Annotated in this window: 21 protein-coding genes; 13 read left to right on the top strand and 8 right to left on the bottom strand. The window is 72.4% G+C overall.

The features are described from left to right. The first annotated feature begins 60 nt into the window (after positions 1–60). Complete coding sequence (locus ACFZDJ_RS39625) at positions 61–825, top strand: SDR family NAD(P)-dependent oxidoreductase (protein WP_391066375.1); 765 nt, start codon at positions 61–63, stop codon at positions 823–825. A 38-nt stretch (positions 826–863) separates the two neighbouring features. Here the strand turns inward: ACFZDJ_RS39625 and ACFZDJ_RS39620 are convergent, their stop codons facing one another. Then, a complete protein-coding gene (locus tag ACFZDJ_RS39620) occupies positions 864–1550 on the bottom strand; it encodes a glycoside hydrolase family 75 protein (protein ID WP_390931708.1) in 687 nt (228 codons plus the stop codon). A gap of 578 nt (positions 1551–2128) precedes the next feature. On the opposite strand from ACFZDJ_RS39620, the gene ACFZDJ_RS39615 reads away from it, so the two are divergent. The 3 genes from ACFZDJ_RS39615 to ACFZDJ_RS39605 all read left to right on the top strand — a co-directional run bounded on the left by ACFZDJ_RS39615 (position 2129) and on the right by ACFZDJ_RS39605 (position 4788). After that, complete coding sequence (locus ACFZDJ_RS39615; RefSeq protein WP_391066372.1) at positions 2129–2977, top strand: fibronectin type III domain-containing protein; 849 nt, start codon at positions 2129–2131, stop codon at positions 2975–2977. 21 nt (positions 2978–2998) lie between these two features. Continuing rightward, positions 2999–3931 (top strand): LysR substrate-binding domain-containing protein, encoded by a 933-nt coding sequence (locus ACFZDJ_RS39610; protein WP_390931704.1) that lies wholly within the window; start codon positions 2999–3001, stop codon positions 3929–3931. A gap of 290 nt (positions 3932–4221) precedes the next feature. Next, a complete protein-coding gene (locus tag ACFZDJ_RS39605) occupies positions 4222–4788 on the top strand; it encodes a hypothetical protein (RefSeq protein ID WP_391066369.1) in 567 nt (188 codons plus the stop codon). An 86-nt stretch (positions 4789–4874) separates the two neighbouring features. On the opposite strand, the gene ACFZDJ_RS39600 is transcribed toward ACFZDJ_RS39605, so the two are convergent. The 3 genes from ACFZDJ_RS39600 to ACFZDJ_RS39590 all read right to left on the bottom strand — a co-directional run bounded on the left by ACFZDJ_RS39600 (position 4875) and on the right by ACFZDJ_RS39590 (position 8526). Then, a complete protein-coding gene (locus ACFZDJ_RS39600) occupies positions 4875–5417 on the bottom strand; it encodes a PadR family transcriptional regulator (RefSeq protein WP_384913227.1) in 543 nt (180 codons plus the stop codon). A gap of 65 nt (positions 5418–5482) precedes the next feature. Beyond that, entirely contained in the window at positions 5483–7498 is a 2016-nt protein-coding gene (locus ACFZDJ_RS39595) for an FAD-dependent oxidoreductase (RefSeq protein ID WP_391066366.1), read from the bottom strand. Between the two features lie 245 nt (positions 7499–7743). Further along, the gene (locus ACFZDJ_RS39590; protein ID WP_391066363.1) at positions 7744–8526 is read right to left on the bottom strand and encodes a putative protein N(5)-glutamine methyltransferase; all 783 of its coding nucleotides are present in this window, start codon (positions 8524–8526) and stop codon (positions 7744–7746) included. A gap of 331 nt (positions 8527–8857) precedes the next feature. Between ACFZDJ_RS39590 and ACFZDJ_RS39585 the strand changes: the two genes are divergently transcribed. Then, the gene (locus ACFZDJ_RS39585; protein WP_385383524.1) at positions 8858–9274 is read left to right on the top strand and encodes a MarR family winged helix-turn-helix transcriptional regulator; all 417 of its coding nucleotides are present in this window, start codon (positions 8858–8860) and stop codon (positions 9272–9274) included. Positions 9275–9305: 31 nt separating this feature from the next. On the opposite strand, the gene ACFZDJ_RS39580 is transcribed toward ACFZDJ_RS39585, so the two are convergent. Further along, positions 9306–10058: a GNAT family N-acetyltransferase gene (locus ACFZDJ_RS39580; RefSeq protein WP_391066360.1), complete on the bottom strand. Its 753-nt coding sequence runs from the start codon at positions 10056–10058 to the stop codon at positions 9306–9308. Continuing rightward, positions 10055–10975: a zinc-binding dehydrogenase gene (locus ACFZDJ_RS39575; RefSeq protein WP_391066357.1), complete on the bottom strand. Its 921-nt coding sequence runs from the start codon at positions 10973–10975 to the stop codon at positions 10055–10057. The genes ACFZDJ_RS39580 and ACFZDJ_RS39575 overlap by 4 nt, the downstream gene beginning before the upstream one ends. A gap of 243 nt (positions 10976–11218) precedes the next feature. Here ACFZDJ_RS39575 and ACFZDJ_RS39570 point away from each other — a divergent pair, with 243 nt between their 5' ends. Further along, entirely contained in the window at positions 11219–11824 is a 606-nt protein-coding gene (locus ACFZDJ_RS39570; RefSeq protein ID WP_168506157.1) for a sulfite oxidase-like oxidoreductase, read from the top strand. Between the two features lie 4 nt (positions 11825–11828). Then, positions 11829–12584 carry an FAD-binding oxidoreductase gene (locus tag ACFZDJ_RS39565; RefSeq protein ID WP_391066352.1) on the top strand — a complete coding sequence of 252 codons (756 nt, stop codon included), beginning with the start codon at positions 11829–11831 and terminating at the stop codon, positions 12582–12584. Positions 12585–12608: 24 nt separating this feature from the next. Here ACFZDJ_RS39565 and ACFZDJ_RS39560 read toward each other — a convergent pair whose 3' ends face one another. Continuing rightward, complete coding sequence (locus tag ACFZDJ_RS39560; RefSeq protein ID WP_391066349.1) at positions 12609–13424, bottom strand: universal stress protein; 816 nt, start codon at positions 13422–13424, stop codon at positions 12609–12611. A gap of 245 nt (positions 13425–13669) precedes the next feature. Between ACFZDJ_RS39560 and ACFZDJ_RS39555 the strand changes: the two genes are divergently transcribed. The 3 genes from ACFZDJ_RS39555 (at position 13670) to ACFZDJ_RS39545 (ending at position 17646) form a co-directional block, all read left to right on the top strand. Further along, positions 13670–14254 (top strand): hypothetical protein, encoded by a 585-nt coding sequence (locus ACFZDJ_RS39555; protein WP_391066346.1) that lies wholly within the window; start codon positions 13670–13672, stop codon positions 14252–14254. 142 nt (positions 14255–14396) lie between these two features. Beyond that, on the top strand, positions 14397–16298 hold the full coding sequence (locus tag ACFZDJ_RS39550; RefSeq protein ID WP_390931685.1) for a helix-turn-helix domain-containing protein: 1902 nt from the start codon (positions 14397–14399) through the stop codon (positions 16296–16298). 382 nt (positions 16299–16680) lie between these two features. Next, positions 16681–17646 carry an acetylxylan esterase gene (locus ACFZDJ_RS39545; protein ID WP_391066342.1) on the top strand — a complete coding sequence of 322 codons (966 nt, stop codon included), beginning with the start codon at positions 16681–16683 and terminating at the stop codon, positions 17644–17646. A gap of 28 nt (positions 17647–17674) precedes the next feature. Here ACFZDJ_RS39545 and ACFZDJ_RS39540 read toward each other — a convergent pair whose 3' ends face one another. Beyond that, complete coding sequence (locus ACFZDJ_RS39540) at positions 17675–18724, bottom strand: Ca2+-dependent phosphoinositide-specific phospholipase C (protein WP_391066339.1); 1050 nt, start codon at positions 18722–18724, stop codon at positions 17675–17677. A gap of 197 nt (positions 18725–18921) precedes the next feature. Between ACFZDJ_RS39540 and ACFZDJ_RS39535 the strand changes: the two genes are divergently transcribed. The 3 genes from ACFZDJ_RS39535 to ACFZDJ_RS39525 all read left to right on the top strand — a co-directional run bounded on the left by ACFZDJ_RS39535 (position 18922) and on the right by ACFZDJ_RS39525 (position 21908). Then, positions 18922–20088, top strand: coding sequence for a serine hydrolase (locus ACFZDJ_RS39535; RefSeq protein ID WP_391066336.1), 1167 nt, complete (start codon positions 18922–18924; stop codon positions 20086–20088). 180 nt (positions 20089–20268) lie between these two features. Further along, positions 20269–21009, top strand: coding sequence for a GntR family transcriptional regulator (locus ACFZDJ_RS39530; RefSeq protein ID WP_390931678.1), 741 nt, complete (start codon positions 20269–20271; stop codon positions 21007–21009). 65 nt (positions 21010–21074) lie between these two features. After that, positions 21075–21908, top strand: a complete 834-nt coding sequence (locus ACFZDJ_RS39525; protein ID WP_391066333.1) for an alpha/beta fold hydrolase — start codon at positions 21075–21077, stop codon at positions 21906–21908. Positions 21909–21925: the final 17 nt, after the last annotated feature.

Raw genomic sequence — 21925 nt, 5'->3', positions numbered from 1 at the left:
AAGTCGTACTGTGTGCGCGACGACCTCGTCGCCCTACGCACGCACTTCTGGGAGCACGTCATGAGCACCACTGGACTGGCCGGCCGCAGCGTCATCGTCACCGGAGCGGGCTCCGGAATCGGACGGGCCACCGCCCTGGCCTTCGCCACGGAGGGTGCCCGGGTCCTCGTGGCCGACCTCAACGCCGAGGGCGCCGAGAAGGTCGTCCAGGAGATAGCGGCGGCCGGCGGCACCGCCGTGGCCGTGACGGGCGACCTGAGCGAGCAGGCGGTGGTCGACCGGGTGACCGCGACCGCCGTGGAGCAGTTCGGCGGGGTGGACGTGCTGGTCAACAACGCCGGGATCATGGACCGCATGTCGGCGGTCGGTGAGGTCGGCGACGCGGAGTGGGAGCGGGTCATCCGGGTCAACCTCACCGCTCCCTTCCTGCTCACCCGGGCGGTGCTGCCGCACATGCTGGAGGCGGGCAAGGGCGCCATCGTGAACACCGCCTCCGAGGCGAGCCTGCGCGGCAGCGCCGCGGGCGCCGCGTACACCGCTTCGAAGCACGGCATCGCGGGTCTCACCAAGTCCCTCGCCGTGACGTACCGCAACAAGGGCATCCGGGCCAACGCCATCGCCCCCGGCGGCACGAAGACCGCCATCACCGTGGACGCCGACCGCGACGCCCTCGGCCCGCAGGTCCTCGCCTCGTACCTGGGCAATGTGGGCACCGCGGCCGAAGCCGAGGAGCAGGCCGCCGCCATCCTGTTCCTCGCCTCGGACGCGGCGAGCAACATCAACGGCGCGATCCTGCCCGTCGACAACGGCTGGTCGGCGGTCTGACGTCCTTGAGCCCCTGATGGAACCGACACCGCGGCCGCTCAGCCGCCGCGCACGAACTCCCGGGCCAGTCGCTCACCTGCCGTCACGGCTGCCCTGTGATCCTCGATGGGCGACACCCGGGAGTTCTTGAAGGCGATGTAGGTGACCCCGGAACTCGTCCCGCCGCCGTGCGGGCCGGGGCGGATGCCGAGCGCCTTGGCGCTGGCGTACGAGGCCTCGCCGATGATTTCGCGCGGCCCGGTGTCACCGACCACGGCGTACTGGACCCGGTCCTGGTAGATCACCGCGACCACCGAGCCGCCGCGGATGCCGTGGGCGCGGTAGTCCCAGATACCACTGGGTGTGGGCACGACGACGTACGGGAGGGTCTCGGCGCTCAGGTACCGCCCGTCGGACTGCCGATACGCGGTGGTCCCGGAGAAGGACGGGTCGGTCCGCCCGTTGCACACAAGGCCGGGGCGGCCGTCGCAGTCGATGTCCATGTCGGCCTTCCAGAACACCGCGCCCCGCGCCCCGCAGACGGGAATCTCGGCGCGGGCGCCCGCGTCGGTGCGATAGCGCCCCTTCGAGACGGGCACGCAGTCACGGACCTTGGCGAGCAGATCGGCGGCGCGCACGTTCCCCTCCCGCGCCGCCACGGGCAGGGTCGGACGGTCGGCGGAAAACGGGGCGGGAGCGAGCAGGGCCACGCCGGCCGCGGCCAGCGCCAGCGACTGAACACGCACGATAAGAGACCCTCTCGTGGGGGACATTGACGATCGCTTAGCAAAATTTGGCGTGTTTCTGACGGTGCGTCCACCCGGAAGGGGCCGGACGGCGCACAGCGGGCCCGGCGGGGGCACGGCGGACTCGGCGGGAGCGCGGGGGCCTCGGCGGGTGCAGGACGGCCTCGGCGGGTGCATTGCGGCCGAGGGCCCGAGCCGTGGTCGACCCGGGCCTCTCGACCGCCCTCGCCGGCGCGGCATCAGCGACGACAGCGGTCCGCGCCGTGGGCACGAACTCCCCTGTCAAGAGGGTGAGTTCACACCGCGTCAGGCATCAGCATACGTAGCCCGAGGACGGACCGACGAACGGCCACCGCCCCCTTGATGTGGCCGCGCCATCCGTGTCTTATAGGTACAGACCAATCCCGTCGAGGGAAGGCAGGCCTGTGCGACGCGTTTCCCTTGGGTTGATCTGCGGCTCACTGCTCATACTCACCGCGTGCGGAGGAGGTGCGGGAGCCGACGCCGGGGGCGAGCGACTGCCCCCGGCCCCGATGGGGGTCACCGCGACGGCGGGCAGCGCAACCAGCGTGCACGTCATGTGGAACCGCGTCTCGGGGGACGTGAAGGTCACCGGCTACGAGGTGTACCGCGGCACCACACGCGTCGAGCGGGTGCCCGGCGACGAACACATGGTGGACGTCACCAGACTGGTCCCGTCCACGAAGTACGTCTTCACGGTCCGGGCGCTGAACGCCGACGGGAACCCCGGACCGCCCAGCGAGCCGGTGCGCGCCACCACACCGGTCGAGGTGGCCGCCGACCGCACACCCCCGACCCGCCCCGGACACCCGCACGGCAGGGCGGTCGGGAGCCGGGCGGCCCAGCTGGAGTGGTCGGCGTCGACGGACTCCCGGGGCGTGGTCTCGTACGACGTCTACCAGGGCGGCTCGAAGATCCACAGCGTGGGCGGCGGACAAACAGCGACCGTCGTCACCGGGCTGAGACCCGGCACCGCGTACGCCTTCACCGTGCGAGCCCGCGACGCGGCGGACAACCTCTCCCCCGCGAGCGCCGCCGTCCGGCTCACCACCGCGCCGGGCGCGGACGACGGCCGCGGCACCGCGCCGACCGGGTTCCGCGCGACCGCCCACCGCACGGACGGGGCGTACTACCTCGACCTGTCCTGGCTGCCGCCGCGGACGGACGGAGTGATCACCGAGTACCGGATCGACCTGGACGGCCGCCAGGCGACCTCGCTCGTCTGGGGCGGCACACCGCCCAGCGGCAGGGCCACCTACAGCTTCTACGTGGGACGGGAGGCCGGGGTCGCGTACCGGGTGCGGATCAGGGCGAAGCTGCCGGACGGCACCTGGGGCGGGTTCTCCGCGGAGAGGACGGTGACGACGGGCTCCGCCACGGGCGGGAATGCGGGCACTCCGAAATAGGCCAATCGTAGGCTCACCCCTGTGCCCCATAGCGAACCCGATACCTCGACGGCCCCCCTGGACATCTCCCTGCTGCGCACCTTCCTCGCCGTGCACCGCGCCGGGTCGTTCACGGCCGCCGCGCGGCTGCTCGGTCTGTCCCAGCCGACGGTGACGACGCAGATGCGGTCACTGGAAGAGCAACTGGGACGGGAGCTGTTCGAACGGCAGCCACGAGGTGTGGTGCCCACGGCGGTGGCGGACGAACTCGCCGCGGAAGTCGCGGCGCCCCTGGACGCGCTCGCGGCGGTCGCGGACCGCCGCGGGGCCGGCGCCGACCAGCCACCGGACCCGGTGCATCTGGCAGGCCCGGCCGAGCTGCTGTGCACGCGTGTCCTGCCCGCGCTGGCGCCGCTGACCGCACAGGGCGTACGTCTGCGCGTCACTCCCGGCCTCACCGACGAGCTGCTGGCCGGGCTGCGCGGCGGCCGCTTCGACCTGGTCATCGCCACGACCCGGCCGCGCGGCCGCACCCTGACCGCCGTGCCGCTGATGGACGAGGAGTTCGTGCTCGTCGCCGCTCCGTCGTGGGCCGAGCGCATCGACCCGGCCCGGGTGGCGGCCGAGGGGCCCGCCGCGCTGCACGGGGCACCCCTGGTGACGTACGCCGAGGATCTACCCATCGCCCGACGCTACTGGCGGCACGTGTTCGGCGTACGGCTGACCGGCCAGGCCTCGATCACGGTGCCCGACCTGCGGGGCGTGCTGGCCGCGGTGGTCGCGGGCGCCGGGATCACCGTGCTCCCCCGCTATCTGTGCCTCGACGCACTGGCCTCCGGTGCCCTGGTGCCCCTGCTGTCCCCCGAGGAACCGCCCATCAACACCGGGTACCTCACCCAGCGGCCGGGCGCGTCGGACAACCCGCACGTGGCGGTCGTCCGGGAGCGGCTGCTGCAGGCGGGCCGCGCGTGGTGATGGTGATGACGGATAGCAGGTAGCAGGTAGCAGATGACAGATATCGTCATCCGTCACCTGTCACCTCTCACCCGTCGTCTGCCATCTGTCACCTGTCATCACCACAGAGAGAATCACCCGCAAAACGCGGGATTCATCCGCCGGACGAACGAATTCGTCACCTGCCCGGTCCCCGTCCACGTGCGCCCCGAGCCCAGGGCGCATTGGCTCTCCCTGAGGCAGCACGGGCCTTTCCAATCCTCGGCGGCGCATGGGATGTACCGCCAACCGTGCCGCTGGAGGGCAGTCCTATGCGTACTTCTCAGATATTTCTCCGCTCCGGCCTGACCGTGGCCGCCGTCGCTGCGCTTCCGCTCACTCTGACCGCTCCGTCGGCCGCCGCCTTCGGTTCGGGGATCTCGGTGAGCGCCAGCGGGTCCAGCGTCTCGGTCACCACCAATTCCTGCCCGAGCAAAGGCAGCAGTTTCGGCGGCGCCTCGCTGCTCGCCAGTGGGCAGCTGAACTTCTCCCAAGGCCGCCAGATGCCGTTGTCCGGAACGAGTACCACTCAGTCGGCGGTCTGGTCCAACGTCAGCCCCGGCACCTATACCGTCATCGTGGTCTGCCAGGACGGGACGACGGCCGGTACGCAGTCGATCATCGTCTCGACCAGCGCGGTCCCCAAAGTCTCCACGCCCCCCAGAATCTCCTCGACCTCCTTGCCCGCCTCGCCGTCGCGCGGCGTGTTGGGCGGTCTCGGCGGGGCCACCAAGGACTACAGGACCGCCACGCTGGTGGGCGGCGGCGTGCTGGTGACATCGGGCGTCGTGGCGACGGCCTGGTTCCTGCGCCGCCGGGCCAAGCCCCACCGGCTCTGAGCTCCGATCCCGGGCTCCGTCGCACCGGCGGCCGTCCGTCCGACTCCGGTCCGCTGGACGGCCGACTCCGGTCAAGAGGACGGCCCCTACTGCTCGTCGAGGTGCTCGAACTCGTCCAGCGCATGGGTCAGCCATTGGGTCCAGAAGGTCTCCAGGTCGATTCCGGCCCGCAGCACCAGATGCCGCAGCCGGTCCTGGGGGGCGTCCTTGCCGGGCGGGAAGTCGCGCTTCTGGATCTGCTCGTACTCGGCCAACTGCCTTTGGTGCAGGTCGAGATGGCGGCGCAGGTCAGTCTCGATGCCCGCGGTGCCGACGACGGCAGAGGCGCGCAGCCGCAGCAGCATCGTGTCCCGCATGGGCTTGGGGTCCTGGGATGCCGAGGTCCAGCGGGCCAGTTCGTCGCGGCCCGCCGGCAGCACCTCGTAGCTCTTCTTCTGTCCCCGGGCCGGCTGTTCGGACGGCAGGGCGCGGATGTAGCCCTCGGACTCCAGTCTTCCCAGCTCGCGATAGATCTGCTGATGCGTCGCCGACCAGAAGTAACCGATCGACTTGTCGAACCTCCGGGTCAGTTCGAGGCCTGACGACGGCTTCTCGAGCAGGGCGGTGAGGATCGCGTGCGGGAGTGACATGGGGTCATCCTAGGGACGCCGGACCGAGGCCCCGGGCGCTACCGCCCCGGCCACGGCTCGCCCGGTCACAGCGCCGCCGCCAGCTCCGTGCCCTGCTTGATGGCGCGCTTGGCGTCCAGCTCGGCGGCCACGTCGGCACCGCCGATGAGGTGCACGCTGCGCCCCGCCGCGGACAGTTCCTCGTACAGGCCGCGGCGCGGCTCCTGGCCGGTGCACAGCACGACGGTGTCGACCTCCAGGACCTGGCTGTGGCCCTCGACGGTGACATGGAGTCCGGCGTCGTCGATCCGGTCGTACTGGACGCCCGGAACCATGGTGACGCCCCGGTGCTTGAGTTCGGTGCGGTGGATCCAGCCGGTGGTCTTGCCGAGTCCGGCGCCGACCTTGGAGGCCTTGCGCTGGAGGAGGTGGACCGTGCGCGGCGGGGCGGGGCGCTCGGGTGCGGCGAGGCCGCCGGGTGCCTGGTAGTCCATGTCGACGCCCCAGTGGCGGAAGTACGTCGCCGGGTCCTCGCTCGCCTTGTCTCCGCCGTCGGTCAGGTACTCGGCGACGTCGAAGCCGATGCCGCCGGCGCCGAGGATCGCGACCCGGTCGCCGACGTGGGCGCCGTCGCGCAGGACGTCGAGGTAGCCGACGACGCTGGGGTGGTCGACGCCGGGGATCTGGGGGGTGCGCGGGCTGACGCCGGTGGCGACCACGACCTCGTCGTAGGCGGAGACGTCCTCGGCGGCGACGCGGGTGTTCAACCGGACGTCCACGCCGTGCAGTTCGAGCTGGGTGCGGAAGTAGCGGATCGTCTCGTCGAACTCCTGCTTGCCGGGGACCTTGCGGGCCACGTTGAGCTGGCCGCCGATCTCGCTCGCGGCGTCGTAGAGGGTGACGTCGTGGCCGCGTTCGGCCGCGGAGACCGCGCAGGCCAGGCCGGCGGGCCCGGCGCCGACCACGGCGACGCGCTTGCGCAGCCGGGTCGGTGCGAGGACGAGTTCCGTCTCGTGGCAGGCGCGCGGGTTGACCAGGCAGGAGGTGATCTTCCCGCTGAAGGTGTGGTCGAGGCAGGCCTGGTTGCAGCCGATGCAGGTGTTGATGGCCTCCGGCCGCCCGGCCGCCGCCTTGGCCACGAAGTCGGGGTCGGCGAGCATCGGCCGGGCCAGCGACACCATGTCCGCGTGGCCGTCGGCGAGCAACTGCTCGGCGAGTTCGGGGGTGTTGATGCGGTTGGTGGTGACCAGGGGGATGGATACCGCGCCCATGACCTTCTTGGTCACCCAGGTGTAGGCGCCGCGCGGCACGGAGGTCGCGATGGTGGGGATACGGGCCTCGTGCCAGCCGATACCGGTGTTGATGATCGTCGCTCCGGCCGCCTCGACGGCCCGGGCGAGCGTGATCACCTCGCCCAGCGTGGAGCCGCCCGGCACCAGGTCCAGCATGGAGAGCCGGTAGATGATGATGAAGTTCTCGCCGACGGCCTCGCGCACGCGCCGCACGATCTCGACGGGGAAGCGCATGCGGTTCTCGTACGAGCCGCCCCAGCGGTCCTCGCGCTTGTTGGTCTGGGCGGCGATGAACTCGTTGATCAGATAGCCCTCGGAGCCCATGATCTCGACGCCGTCGTACCCGGCCCGCTGTGCGAGCCCGGCGGCGCGGGCGTAGTCGTCGATGGTCCGCTCGACCTCGGCGTCGGTGAGCGCGTGCGGCGGGAAGGGGCTGATCGGGGCCTGCAGGGCGCTCGGGGCGACCAGGTCCTGGTGGTAGGCGTAGCGCCCGAAGTGCAGGATCTGCATCGCGATCTTCCCGCCCTCGCGGTGCACCGCGGCGGTGATCTCGGTGTGCTGCTCGGCCTCCGCCTCGGTGGTCAGCTTCGCGCCGCCCTCGTACGGCCGTCCCGCGTCGTTGGGCGCGATGCCGCCGGTGACGATGAGACCGACGCCGCCGCGGGCCCGGGTCGCGTAGAACTCCGCCATGCGCTCGAAACCGCGCTCGGCCTCCTCCAGGCCCACGTGCATGGAGCCCATGAGTACGCGGTTGGGCAGCGTGGTGAAGCCCAGGTCGAGCGGGTTCATCAGGTGCGGGTAACGGCTCATCGGGCCCTCCGTGCGCGGTGTCGTGTGTCTGTTGTAGACGACGGACAACGCCTTATGCAACTAGTTGCACAATGACGGAGGTCACTCGACGAGGGCCGACCGGGCTCCGTGGCACCGGCGACCCCGCTCCGTGGCGACGGGCGACCCCGCTCCGTGGCGACGGCCGGCCCCGCTTCCGTGGCGACGGCCGGCCCCGTTCCATGGCGACGGGCGGGCCCGGGCGCTCGCCGAGCCCGCCACGCGGGTCAGGCCGCCCGGGACCTGGTGCCGATCACCACGTTCGCGTACAACTCGTCGGAGACGGCCAGCGTGGCGGTCAGGCCGCCGCGGGCGAAGGCCTCGACGGCCGCAGGTGCCTGGCGCTCGCTGGTCTCGACCAGGAGGCAGCCGCCCGGGGCCAGCCAGCGGGGCGCCTCGGCGGTGACGCGGCGCAGGATGTCGAGGCCGTCCGCGCCGCCGTCGAGGGCGACGAGCGGTTCATGGTCGCGGGCTTCCGCGGGCAGCAGGCCGACCTCGTGCGTCGGAACGTACGGCACGTTGGCGGTGAGGACGTCGACACGGCCGCGCAGGGTGTTTGGCAGCGCCCCGAACAGGTCACCCTGGTGGACGTGCCCGCCGAAGGGTGCGACGTTGCGGCGCGCGCAGCGCACGGCGGCCGGGTCGATGTCCGCGGCGTGCAGTTCGGGCCCGCCGAGGGCGGCGGCCAGTGCGGCGCCCACCGCGCCGGAGCCGCAGCACAGGTCCACGACGAGGGAGGCGCCGCGCGCGAGAGCCACGGCCTGGTCGACGAGGAACTCGGTGCGGCGGCGGGGTACGAAGACGCCCGGCTCGACGAGGATGCGCAGGCCGTGGAACCCGGCCCAGCCGAGAACGTGTTCGAGGGGAAGTCCCGAGACGCGCCGGTCCACCATGGCGGTGACCTCGTCCGGGGTGCGGGCGGTGGAGAGGATCAACTCCGCCTCGTCCTCGGCGAAGACACAGCCCGCAGAACGGAGCGCGGCGACAACGGAATCGGAAAGAGGGGGCATGAGAGCCGAGAAGCCTTTCGGTGAGCCGAAGGGCGCTCTCGCGGTCACCTACAGGCGGCGATCCGCAGGGTCCTGAGGTGAGAGCACCCGACCTGACACAGCGGTAATGGGTCTCACCTCCTCGGCAACTCCCGGGCTGGGGTGGTCCGCAGCCAGGACGGTCACCTTACAGGAAGGGCCGGACAGCGAAGGAGGCACTCCCTCGCCTCCGCCGGTCGCGGACCGCCAAGCCTCCGCCTGCCACAGGCCGCCAAGTTGTACTATGCAACTAGAGAGGCAAGGAGCTCCCGTGAATGCAGCCGACGCGTCCGTCGAGACCATCCAGCGCGAGATGACGGCCTTCGCCCGCCGCGCCCGGGCCTCGGCGGGGCGGATGCATCCGGAGCTGTCGCTGGTCTCGTACACCCTGCTGGGTCATCTGGAGGAGAGCGGCGGCTGTCGCGCCACCGACCTCGCCGCGCACTACGCCTTGGACAAGTCCACGGTGAGCCGGCAAGTGGCGGCCCTGGAGCGGGCCGGGCTCATCGAACGCCGAGTCGACCCCGAGGACCACCGGGTGCAGGTGCTCCAACTGACGGAGGCGGGCACCCGCATCCTCGCCCAGGTCACCGACAGCCGTCGGATCGCGTTCCGTGAGCGGCTCGCGGACTGGCCGGCGGCGGACCTGGAGCGGTTCGCCGCCTATCTGGTGCGGTACAACACGGCGGCGGCCGGGGCGCCGCCCGCCGCGAAGGCCTCCGAGGGCTGAGGCTTCACCACCGGAGGCCATTCGGGAGCCGTCAACGAACCCCCACGGCCTGGCCGTCCGTCAGGTGCTCCGGAACCCGTGCCGCCATGAACCGGGTGCTGCGGCGCAGCTTGAAGCCCAGGGACTCGTAGAGCCGGATGGCGTTGGTGTTGCTCGCGGCGGTGTGCAGGAAGGGGGTCTCGCCGCGTGCGCGGATGCCGTGCGCCACGGCCAGGATCAGACGGGAGGCGAGCCCCTCGCCGCGGAAGTCCGGGTCGGTGCAGACCGCGCTGATCTCGGTCCAGCCCGGCGGGTGCAGCCGCTCCCCCGCCATGGCGATCAGCGCGCCGCCGCGCCGGATGCCGAGATAGGTGCCGAGTTCGACGGTGCGCGGCAGAAAGGGGCCGGGCCTGGTGCGCTCCACCAGATCCAGCATCTCGGGTACGTCCGCGGGACCGAGCCGCACCGCTTCGGCGTCCGGCGCCGCGGCGAGCCCGTCGTCGACGAGCTGGACGCCGTCCAGGCTGAAGGTCACCTCCCAGCCTTCCGGGGTCGGCCCGTTGAAGCCGGCCAGCGGGGCCTCGCCGCCGGGGCCGACGAGGGCGGCGAGGTCCGCCCAGTCGTGGTCGGTCGGGTGGTCGGGCAGGGCCAGCCACGGCGACACGTCCACGGGATAGCGCAGGACCCTGCCCCGGCGTTCGGCGAAGTGGGCGTGCGGGCCGGTCAGCGAGGCGAGGGCGGGGTTGTCCAGCGGGTGCGTGGCGCCGGCCGGCGGACGGGGGCTCGTGATGCGACGGTCGCTCATCGGGCGACCTCGATCACGATCTTGCCGCGGGCGTGGCCTTCCTCGACCGTGCGCAGCGCCTCGGCGGCCCGGTCGAGGGGGAAGGTCCGCGTCACGAAGGGCCTCAGCCGGCCGTCGACCACCAGGCGTGCCACCTCGTCGAGGACGGCGGCGGTGCGGGCGCGTTCGACGGGTCCGCCCCCGAGCCGGGCGGCCGTCTCCCGGTCGGCACCGGTGATCAGCTTCGTACGGTCGTCCAGCAAGGTCGCCGCGGCTTCCAGCACCTCGCCCCCGACCAGGTCGAAGACGGCGTCCACGCCGTCCGGCGCGGCGGCCCGCACCCGCTCGGCCAGATCCGGCCCCGACGGGACGTGTACGGCCCCGAGCTCCTCGACGAAGTCCTTCTTGCCCTCGCTCGCGACGCCGACCACGGTGAGCCCGAGGGCGCGCGCGATCTGCGTGGCCGCGACGCCGACGCCACCGCCCGCACCGGTGATCAGCACGGTGGCGCCGGAGAGCAGGCCGAGCTGGTGGATCCCGTCGTACGCGGTCGCCGCGGCGATGGGCAGGGCCGCAGCCTCCGTGAAGGAGAGCGCGGTGGGCTTGTGGGCGGTGACCGCGGTCGGCAGCAGGGCGTACTCGGCGTATCCGCCGGCCACCGGGTTGCCGAAGACCTCGTCCCCCACGGTGAACCCGGTCACGTCGGGACCGAGCTGCTCGACGACGCCCGCGACCTCGTTGCCGAGGACGGCGGGAAGCTCGCGGGCCCCGGCGCCGGGGCGGGCGTATCCGGTCCGCTGCTTCCAGTCGACGGGGTTCACGCCCGCCGCGCGGACCGCCACGAGTACCTGGCCGGGGCCCGGGCTCGGCCGGTCCTGCTCCACCAGGGCCTCGGTCTCCGGTCCGCCGTACCGGGTGAAGACGTACGCCTTGGGCATCTGCTTCCTCACTCTCCTCCGCCGTCACCACCACGGGCGGCACTATCGGCAAGGAAGATCACGGTGCGGCTATTCCCGGGTCCCGGGAGAGTTCATACGGCCGCAATGATCGGGACCGCGCCCGGGCACGGAGCACGGCCCGCGGTCACGTACGGTGTAACCGCCACGTACGGTTGACTGCGTACGCACCGATCACGCTCGGCCGCGGGCCGCCGCACCCGACGGCCTGGAGGCACCACCGCCATGAACGTCACCCGAGCCTTCACCGGGCGCCCCCGCGTCGACAACGCCGGACTGCCGCCCGGCCAGTACGACGCGGGCGACGACTGGCCCGTCCTGTCCGCCGAGGTCACCCCCGACCTGGCAGCCGCCGACTGGACCTTCCGGGTCGACGGGCTGGTGGCCGAGCCGCGTACCTGGACCTGGGAGCAGGCGCACGCGCTGCCCGCCTCGGCGTACGAGGGCGACATCCACTGTGTGACGAGCTGGTCGAAGTTCGGGGTGCGCTTCGGGGGTGTCTCCCTGGACGCGTTCCTGGACACCGTGCGCCCGGACGCGTCCGCCACCCACGTGGTCGCCTACTCGCACACCGGGTACACCACGAACCTCCCGCTCGCCGACATCACCGGCGGTCGTGCCTGGATCGTCTGGGAGTACGAGGGGAGGCCGCTGCCCGCCGAACACGGCGGCCCGGCGCGGCTGATCGTGCCACACCTGTACTTCTGGAAGAGCGCCAAGTGGATCGCGGGCCTCAGGCTCCTGGACCACGACGAGCCGGGCTTCTGGGAGCAGAACGGCTACCACGCACGCGGCAACCCCTGGGAAGAGCAGCGCTACTCCGGTGACTGAGACGATGACCGACACGTTCGTACCCCCCACCCGGTTCGCCGTGCCCGGGCGGATCGCGGTGAGCGACCGGGCCGCCGTTACCTGGCAGACCGCCACGCTCACCGAGATCCGCCGGGAGACGCCGGGCGCCGCCACGTTCCGCTTCGCGGTGCCGGAGTGGGCGGGGCATCTGCCCGGGCAGCACCTGATGCTGCGGCTGACCGCCGAGGACGGGTATGTGGCGCAGCGTCACTACTCCCTCGCGTCGCCGCCCGACGACACCGGGCACGTCGAACTCACCCTGGACCACGTCGAGGGCGGCGAGGTCTCCGGCTGGTTCCACACGGTGGCGAAGCCCGGTGACTCGGTCGAGGTGCGCGGCCCGCTCAGCGGGTTCTTCGCCTGGCCCGGCGACCGGCCCGCGCTGCTCGTCGGCGCGGGCTCCGGTGTCGTACCGCTGATGTCGATGCTGCGCCACCACCGCGCCCGCGCGCTGGACGTGCCGCTGCGGCTGCTCGTCTCCGCGCGCGGCCCCGAAGAACTCATCTACGCGCGGGAGTACGGCGCCGAGACCACGCCCGTCTTCACGCGCACCGCCCCCGAGGGCGTGGCTGTGGGACGACTCGCGGCGGCTCATCTGGCGCCGCTGCTGGCCGAGCGGCCGGCCGGTGGGTGGGAGGCCTATGTGTGCGGCTCCAACGGCTTCGCGGAGCACGCCTCGCGGCTGCTGGTGGAGGCCGGGCAGCCGGTGGACCGCATTCGTATCGAACGCTTCGGCTGAGACGTCCTCACCCGTCGAACCCGGTCAGTCGTGCGAAACGACCGCCACCGGGCAGTCGGCGTGCCGGATCAGCGACCGCGCGGCGCGGCCCGGACCCCGGCCCGTGCGGCGCCCGACGACCAGCAGACCGGCCCGCGCGGACGCCTCCAGCAGACGGGGGCCGGGATCGCCGTCCACGCGGTGCTCGCTGACCGTGGTCCCGGGGAACCTGTGGCGCCACGGCCGCAGCGTGCTGGTCGGCACGGTCCAGGGGTGCACCACGTGCAGCGGCGCCGAGCGGACGGCGGCCGTGTCGAAGGCGTAGCCGATCAGCTCGTCGGCCGAGGCGTCCGGATCGAGTCCGAGGACGACCGGCAGGTAGGGCGCCGTACTCGGCGATGAGCCGTCGGCGACGGGCATCCGTTCGTCCTCGGGGAGTTCGCCCGCGCGCACCAGCACGACCGGGCGGTCGGCGCGGGCCGCGACGCCGAGGGCGACCGAGCCGACCGGGAACCCCGCGCTCCCCGTACGGCCGCGCGAGCCGAGGACCAGCGTCTCCGCCTCGACGGCCGCGGCCAGCAGCGCCGGGACCGCCGGTGTCGCGGTGCGGCGGGCGATGATGTCCAAGGCCGGGTGGGCGTAGGAGAGTTCGATGGCGGCCCGGTCGAGTGCGGCGCGGGTGCGCCCGGCGGGAACGTCGACGTCGCAGACGCGGCCGAAGACGGCCGGTTCGGTCCCCGCGTGCAACAGCCGCAGGGGGAGCCGACGGCGCTGCGCCTCGCGGGCGGCCCAGTCGGCCGCGTCCAGGCTGGGCCGCGAGCCGTCGATGCCCACGGTGATCGTCCGCGTGCCGATGCTCATGGCTCCTGCCTTCCTTGGGGGTGCGACCTCGGGCAACTGCCGTTCGTACGGGGGTCGGTTACGCGCCAGCGCGCGTCGAGTGCTGCTGGATGGGCACAGGTCATGGTGGCTCCTGTTCGCTGTGCGGAGTGGTTCGCGGGTTCCACAGGAGGCACGGATCAGTCACGCCGGGTGAGCCGAATCGTCGTGGTACGGGGGCCCGTTCGGCCCTCCGCGGGCAAGGCCGTGGAGGCGAGGAGGTGAAGATGCGTACCCGGGTACGCGGTTGGCGCTGGCGCCGCAATCCGCTGCGCCGCCGCTCGGACGTCGTCGAGGCGTGGACGGTACTGGCCGTCGCCGTGCTGTTGTTCGTCGGTGCGCCGCTGGCCGGAGCCGCTGTGGGGTGGTGGCGGTACGACAGCGCGCAGGCGCGGGCGGCGGCGCAGCGGGCCGAGCGGCACCGGGTCAGCGCCGTACTCGTCGAGACCGCGCCCGCGGCCGTGCCCTCGCCGCAGGGTGCCAGGCTGCCCACGTTCCGGGTGAAGGTGCGCTGGAGCGAGCCGGGCAAGGAGCCGCGGACCGGTGAGGCCCTGGTCCCCGCGGGCGGGCAGCGGGGCGACCGCGTCGCCGTCTGGCTCGATGCGCGCGGCCGGAACGTCGGTCCGCCGGTGAGCGCCGGCGCGGTCTGGCAACACGCGCTGACGACGGGCGCGTCGACCGCCGCTGGGGTCGTGGCCGTCGTACTCGCCTGGCACTTCGCCGTACGGCGGATCGCCGCGCGTCGCCGGCTTGCCGAGTGGGAGCGGGACTGGGCGTGTACGGGGCCCAAGTGGCGACGGCACACGGCGTGATGGCGGGGGTGCAACCCGTCTTGATGGCGGAGGGGTACCAGCCGTCCTGCGTCTATTTCGCGCACCCCGTACTGCGGCCCGGCGGTGGACGCGCCTACGGTGTCGGCAGCGGCCGGTGCGCCATCGACACGGGAAGGACGCCATGCCCACGCTGATCAACCTGTGCGAGGAGCCCGACTTCTGTCTTCGGTTCGTCAACGGAGGTCCGATGGCCGACCGCGCGGTCGATTCCGTACGCGCCCTGTCCCTGGCCGCGACCGCGGGCGGCTCGCTGGGTGACGTGAGGGACACGCTGGTGGTGATCGGTGACTTCTGGGTTTCCGGGCGGACATCCGTGCACGAGGGGGTCGAGCCGTTGCTGCGTGAGCTGTCGCGGCAGCGGGCCGCCGGACTCGCCGTGGTGGTCGGGCAGCACGGCGCGCAGTCCGTTCCGGTGGTGATCCGCAGCTCGGCCGTCCGCCTCGGCGTACCGCTGCTGACCACGACGAAGGAGCTGCGCGACTGGCACGAACTGATCCCGCGGCTGCGCGAGTACCGCTACCGGCAGGCCGAATGGCACGCCGATCAGCTCACCGCGCTGCTGAACCGGCTTCCGGACCGGCTCGCCGACACGAACAGGGACCCGGACGCGGAGACGGACGCGGACACGGAGGCGATGCAGCGGATCGCGGACTGGCTGGCGGCCGCCGTGGACGCCGATGTGGTGGTCAGTGATCCCCTGCGCGGTGTACTGGCCGCGGCGCCCGACATCCTCACTCGGCGGCCCCCTCGCACCGCCTCCCCCCGGACGCGGACGCAGTCGCTCCCTCTGAGCGCCGCCGGTTCCGGCGCGGTGCTGTCGGTGACCGCCCGCCGTCCGCTCGACGACGTGCGCACCGAGCTGCTGGGGCACGCGGCGAAGGCGCTGGGTCTCATCGACCGGACTCGGTTGCGGGACCAACTGGCGGAGACCCGGCGTGAGGTGCAGCTGAGCGTCCTGCAACTGCTGATGGTGGGTGAGGAGGTGGCGGCCCAGCGCGTGCTGGCCGGCCTCGCGCCGGGGCTGCTGGCGACCGAGTCGGTGCGTGTCCATGTGATCGACTGCGCGCGGGAGGACCGTGAGGTGGCGCTCCGGCGGGCGGAGGACGCGCTCGCCGGACGCGCGCTGCTGGCGCGGTGCCCGGTGTTCAATCACCTGATCGTGGTCGATCCGCTCCAGACGGACGAGGACGCTCCGGGCGGTGTGCGCCGCGCGCTGGAGGCGGTCGTCGCCGCACTGCCCGGGCACTGCATGGGCGGCAGCCGGGTGTACGCGCTGAGCGCTGTGGCGGACGCCTACACGCAGGCGGCCGGCACCCTCCTGACGGCGCGCCGGTCGCCCGGCCGGGTCGCGCTCGCCGAACAGCGTGCCGACCTGTTGGACGTCCTGCCGCCGGCCGCGGCCCGCCGGTGGGCGGGCACACTGCTGCGCCCGGTGCTCACCCTGCCGGCCGGGCAGCGCGAACAGCTCGTACGGACACTGGAGTTGGGTCTCGAGTTCCCGCACACGGCCGTCGGCCGGCTGCTCGGCATCCACCGCAACACGGTGACGCACCGCATCAGCAAGGGCTTCGGTCTGCTCGGGCTCGACCGCGGTCAGGTCCTGAACCGGGTGGTGGTCTCGACGGCGCTCCAGGTCGTCGTGAAGTACGGTCATGACGCGCACTCGGCGGACCCGGGGGCCGACTTCAGCGCGATGGTGTCCGCTCCGGAGGTCCGCGCCTGGGCCGACTCTTTCCTCGAGCCGCTGCGGGCCGACCGCCGTGATCTGCTGCGCACGCTCCGGGTCTGGCTGGAGAACGACACCCACACCGGGCGGACGGCCGCCGCGCTGGACCTGGCGCCGGTGACGGTCCGCAGTCACCTGCGGGCCGCCGCGCCGCTGATCCAGCGCGACCTGCCGGTGGGCCCGGACGAGACGGAGGCGCTCGACGGGAACGAGCACGAGCAGGCGCTCAGCGGCGTACGCCCGTTGGCGTTCGCGCTGCACGCCGGCACCGGCCGTCCCTTCCTGCCGCCCGCCTGAGCCCGCCTCTCACCGGCGGCGGACTGTGCACCGGTGAGGGGGTGCGCCCGTTCTCTTGTGCACCGCAACGGCTCCTGTCCGCCCCGGCGGCGCGTCCGACGGCGCGACTGTGCACACGTGACGTGGCACGGCGGGACAGCGCTTCCTAACGTGGCGCTCGCCCGCCCGACGTCGCGTCGGGGCCGGCGCGAAGGAGGTCGCCGTGAACGCCAACCGCTGGTCGCGCAAGAGTGAGGACGACCGGACCGGCCGCCGTGACTGCGGTTGGTCCGTGGCCCGCGTCCACGGACCCGGCGCCTGACCGAAGGGAGGTCTGGCGGCCCTCCGGCGTCACACGTACGGTGTGATCATCCGCACCCGTGACGTCCAAAGGTGGTCCTTCATGGCCCAGTTCGACCTCCCCCTCGACGAACTTCGCGCATACCGCAGCGCGTCCGTCGAGCCCGAGGACTTCGACACCTTCTGGGCCAAGACCCTCCAAGAGGCGCGTGAGCACGACCTCGACACCCGCTTCGAACCCGTCGAGACGCCGCTCAAGACGGTCAAGGTGTACGACGTGACGTTCGCCGGGTTCGGCGGGCACCCGGTCAAGGGCTGGCTCACGCTGCCCGCCTGGGCGAACTCCCCCCTGCCCACGGTCGTCGAGTTCGTCGGATACGGCGGCGGTCGCGGCCTCTCGCACACGCATCTGCTGTGGGCCTCGGCGGGCTTCGCGCACTTCGTGATGGACACCCGTGGCCAGGGCAGCGCCTGGGGCGGCGGCGAGACCCCGGACCCGGTGGGCAGCGCGCCCGCGTACCCCGGCTACATGACCCGTGGCATCGACGCCCCCGAGAACTACTACTACCGCCGGGTGTTCACGGACGGTGTGCGCGCGGTGGAGGCGGCCCGCTCGCATCCGCTGGTCGACGCGGAGCGCGTGGCGGCCGTCGGCGGCAGTCAGGGCGGCGGGATCACCATCGCGGTGGGCGGTCTGGTCCCCGACCTGGCCGCGATCGCTCCCGACGTGCCGTTCCTGTGCGACTTCCCGCGTGCGACGACGCTGACGGACCGGCACCCGTACCGGGAGATCGGCAGCTACCTCAAGACCCACCGCGGCCGCACCGAGGACGTCCTGCGCACGCTGTCCTACTTCGACGGGGTGCACTTCGCGGCGCGCGGGCGGGCGCCGGCCCTCTTCTCGGTCGCGCTGGAGGACCAGACCTGCCCGCCCTCCACGATCTTCGCGGCCTTCAACGCCTGGGACCACGAGGACAAGAAGATCGAGGTCTACGACTTCAACGACCACGAGGGCGGCGGCCCCTACCAAGAGGCGGCCAAGCTGGCCTGGCTGCCCGCGTACCTCTGACGCCCCGTGGAGAGGTGACGGCCGGTGCTCAGCCCGCCGTCCCGCGCGGTACGACCGTCGACAGGACCGCGGGCAGGGGGTACCAGTCCGCCGAGACCACGCTGGCGTGCTGTCGGGCGAGGAGGGCGACGCGGTCGAGGGCCTGGGCCTGGGTGGGGTTGGTGGCGTCGATGGCCGGGGGCACGTTCTGGCCGTCGGTCATGACGACGAGGTAGTGGCGGTCGTCGTACCAGGCGGTGTCGATGGTGCCGTTCGCGTAGGTGGCGGCGTCGCCGTCGAAGATCACGAACCAGGGGCGGATGGTCGGGTCCGTGTAGCGGGTGCGCGGGTCGCCCGTGGCCGCGTTGTGCACGGCGGGGAAGGCGGCCGCCTCGCGCAGGCGCCCGGCCGCGGCGAGGTCGCGAAGGTAGGTGGCGTACTCGCGGTCGGTCCAGAGCGAGTCGAGGGGGTTGCCCTCCTCGACGGTGCCGGGGATCAGCTCGACCATGAACTTGCCCGCGAGGGCCGAACGGGCGGGCCAGCCGTCGGCGCGTACGGCCGAGTCGAGGTCGCCGTGGGAGCCGACGACGTCGGCGGGGCGCAGCAGGGCGTCGCCGAGCTTCGCCGTGAGCAGGGCGTCCAGCTGGGCGGGGCCGCGGCCGTTGTTGGCCTGGAAGCCGTCCTTCATCTCGATCTTCAGCTGGATCGGCCGGTGGCCCGGGTGTGCGTCGTGCCAGGCCTTGATGTCGGAGAGGCAGCCGGCGAGGTCGCGGTTGCGGGACTTGGTGCGCAGTTCGGAGGCGTTCGCCGCGTTCTCGCAGTTGTTGTCGTTGCCGATCGGATTGCTGTGCGAGACGCGCCAGGAGGCGCCGAACACATTGGTCCACACGTCGAGTTCGAGCATTCCGGCGCCGGAGTCCAGCGCGTCGGCGAAGTACGTGTACTTGGCCTTGTCGTAGGAGTTGTGGACGCCGACCGAGGTGCTGGCGGAGTACGAGAGGTCCACGGCGGTGGCGCCGGGGGCCGTGGTCAGGGCGAGGGCTCCCGCCGTCGCCACCGCGATCCCGGTACGCGTCAACACCCTCACATGTCTGCGCATGTTCCCCCTGCCTCCTGTGTCTTGGTGGTCAACCGACGTGCAGCGTAGGGGTGTTGGGTGACATTCGGAAGATGTCGCGGTGAAGGGACGACGGGCGACGCGACACGTACGGAAGACGGATGCCGTCACACCGCTTCCCTCCAGTCCGACCAGTCGGTACGTTCGGGGCCGGAGTCCCGATGGATGACGGAGGTCCCATGACCCAGCCCGTGCCGCATGTTCACGGCCACTGCGCCGCCCGCTTCGCGGCGGTGCGCACCGCGTTCGAGGAGAACTTCCAGGGCCACGACGAGCTCGGTGCGGCCGTGACCGTCACGCTCGACGGCGAGACGGTGGTCGACCTGTGGGGCGGTTGGGCCGACGCGGCGCGCACCCGGCCCTGGGAGCGCGACACGCTGGTCAACGTCTGGTCGACGTCCAAGGGGCCGACCTCGCTGTGCGCGCACATCCTGGCCGATCGCGGGCTGCTCGACTTCGACGCCCCGGTGGCCGCGTACTGGCCGGAGTTCGCGGCCGCGGGCAAGGAGTCCGTGCTCGTACGGCATCTGCTGTCGCACCGCGCGGGGCTGGCCGGGCTGCGCGAGCCGCACGATCTGGCCCAGCTCTGCGACTGGGAGCTGACCGTCGAGCGGCTGGCGGCACAGGAGCCCTGGTGGGAGCCGGGGACCCGGTCCGGGTACCACGCGCTCACCTTCGGCCATCTGGTGGGAGAGGTGGTGCGGCGCGTCTCCGGGCTGCGGCCTGGCGCGTTCCTCGAGCGGGAGGTGACCGGGCCGCTCGGAGTCGACTTCACCATCGGACTGCCGGAGAAGGAGGCCGACCGGGCGGCCGAGCTGGTGCATCCGCCGGTCGCGTCGAGCAGTGAACAGGCGGCGATCTTCGCCCAGTTGGCGCCCGCGGCGGTGGCCGCCCTCACCAACCCGCTGGTCGGCGCCACCGAGGCCAACACGGCCGGGTGGCGGGCTGCCGAGATACCGGCGGCCAACGGCCACGGCACGGCCCGCGCGGTCGCGGCGCTGTACGGGATCTTCGCCGGGCGCGGGGCGTACGGCTCCCGGCAGGTGCTCTCCCCGGAGGCCGCGGAACGGGTGCGCGAGGGGCAGGGCAGCTGCCGGGACCTGGTGCTCGGCGCCGGGTTCGAGCACGAGACGGAAGCCGGCCTCGGGCTGTGGCTGAGTGGAGCCAATGGCTCGTACGGCCCCAACCCGAGGGCTTTCGGACACGACGGCTTCGGCGGCTCCTGCGGTCTCGCCGACCCGGAGTCGGGCCTCTCCCTGGGGTACGTCATGAACCGGATGGGCCCCCATATCGCCGACGACCCAAGGAAGATGGCGCTTGTGGACGCCCTGTACAGCGCGCTCTGAGCGCGCCCGCGACGCCCGGTGGGTGCGGGCTGAAACCGGCCGAACCGTCCGACCGCTCTTCCCTCGTGGTTTAGACCAATGCTAGATCTGGTGGCGCACAGAGCCCGCACGGCTACGTCTTGTCACCACGATCAGCACGATCACCCAGCTCACCACGGTCACCTCCCAGGAGGCGCGGACATGGCCCGCACCACCAGTCCATCCAGCACCCACCCGTCCGACCAGGAGCCCCGTTACGCGCGGATCGCCGCACAACTGCTCGGCGAGCTGCGCGACGGGACCGTTCCGCCCGGTGAACGACTGCCGGGGGAAAGGGAGTTGGCCACGCGCTTCGGCGTCAGCCGCGAGACGGTACGGCAGGCGCTGCAGCGGCTGCGGCGAGACGGCCTCGTCTCCACCGACCGGCGCGGCAGCCACGCAACCCTGACCGGCACCACCGCCGAGCACATCCCCTCGCTCGACTTCCCCGTCGGCGCGCACACCACCGAGCCGTGCGCCGTCCACCGCGCCAGCGTCACCTGGGAGGCTCCCCCGCCCGAGCACGCCGAGGCACTGGGGCTCGCGCCGGCCCGGCCGACCCTCGTCCATCGCTACGAGTCGGCCGCGGCGGACGGCAGCGGACTGCGTACGGCCGTCACCTCGTTCTCCGCCGTCGCCGTGACCGAGGTCGAGGAACTCGCCCGCTACCGCGACCGCGCGGACGGCGCCGCGTCGGCGCAGCTGCGGCGGGCGTACGACTGGATGCGCAAGGCCGGACTGACCCTGCACCACCGGGACGCGATCACCCGGCTCCCGCAGTCCGTGCGGGTCACCCGGCGCGTGCACGACCAGTACGACCGGCCCCTGGAGATCACCGAACTGGTGGTGGAGGCGCAACAGGACGCCCTCGTCTACGAGTTCACACTGCCGGCGGCGGGGTGAAACCGGTCCGAGGACGCAGTCGCGTGACAGATCCCGCCGGCGCCGTACGCGACTAGCTTCAAGACATGACCACCAACGACGCACAGCAGATCGAGCGGGCCAATGCCACGGGCCGCGTCCCGGTCGTCTTCGTCCATGGCCTGTGGCTGCTGCCGAGCAGCTGGGACCGGTGGGCCGCGCACTTCGAGCAGGCGGGCTGCGCGCCGGTCTCCCTGTCCTGGCCCGACGACCCCGACACGGTCGAGGAGGCCAACGCCCACCCGGAGGTCTTCGCCGGCAAGACGGTCGGGCAGGTCGCCGACCACCTGGAGACACTGATCGGCGGCCTGGAGAAGAAGCCGGCGGTCATCGGCCATTCCTTCGGCGGACTGCTCACCCAGATCCTCGCCGGCCGGGGCCGGTCCGCCGTCTCGGTGGCGATCGACCCGGCACCGTTCCGGGGCGTGCTGCCGCTGCCGATCTCGGCGCTGCGCTCCGCCGCGCCGGTCCTGGGCAACCCGGCCAACCGGCACCGGGCCGTCCCGCTCACCTTCGATCAGTTCCGCTACGGCTTCGCCAACGCGGTGAGCGAGGAGGAGGCCAAGGAGCTGTACGACACCTTCGCCGTACCCGCGCCGGGCGCCCCGCTCTTCCAGGCCGCCACGGCGAACTTCAACCCGTGGACCGAGGCCAAGGTCGACACCGAGAACCCCGACCGCGGCCCGCTGCTGATCATCTCGGGCGAGAAGGACCACACCGTGCCGTGGGCGATCGCGAACGCCTCGTACAAGAAGCAGCAGCACAACCCGGGCGTCACCGAGATCACGGAGATCCCCAACCGTGGCCACGCGCTGACCATCGACCACGGCTGGCAGGAGGTCGCCGATACCGCGCTGGAGTTCGTCCGCCGCTTCGCCTGACCTCCCGGGACAGCGCG

Origin of the sequence: Streptomyces sp. NPDC007896 (genome assembly GCF_042959425.1) — a bacterium.
Classification (GTDB): Bacteria; Actinomycetota; Actinomycetes; order Streptomycetales; family Streptomycetaceae; genus Streptomyces.
This window is presented reverse-complemented; position numbering and strand designations above follow the sequence as displayed.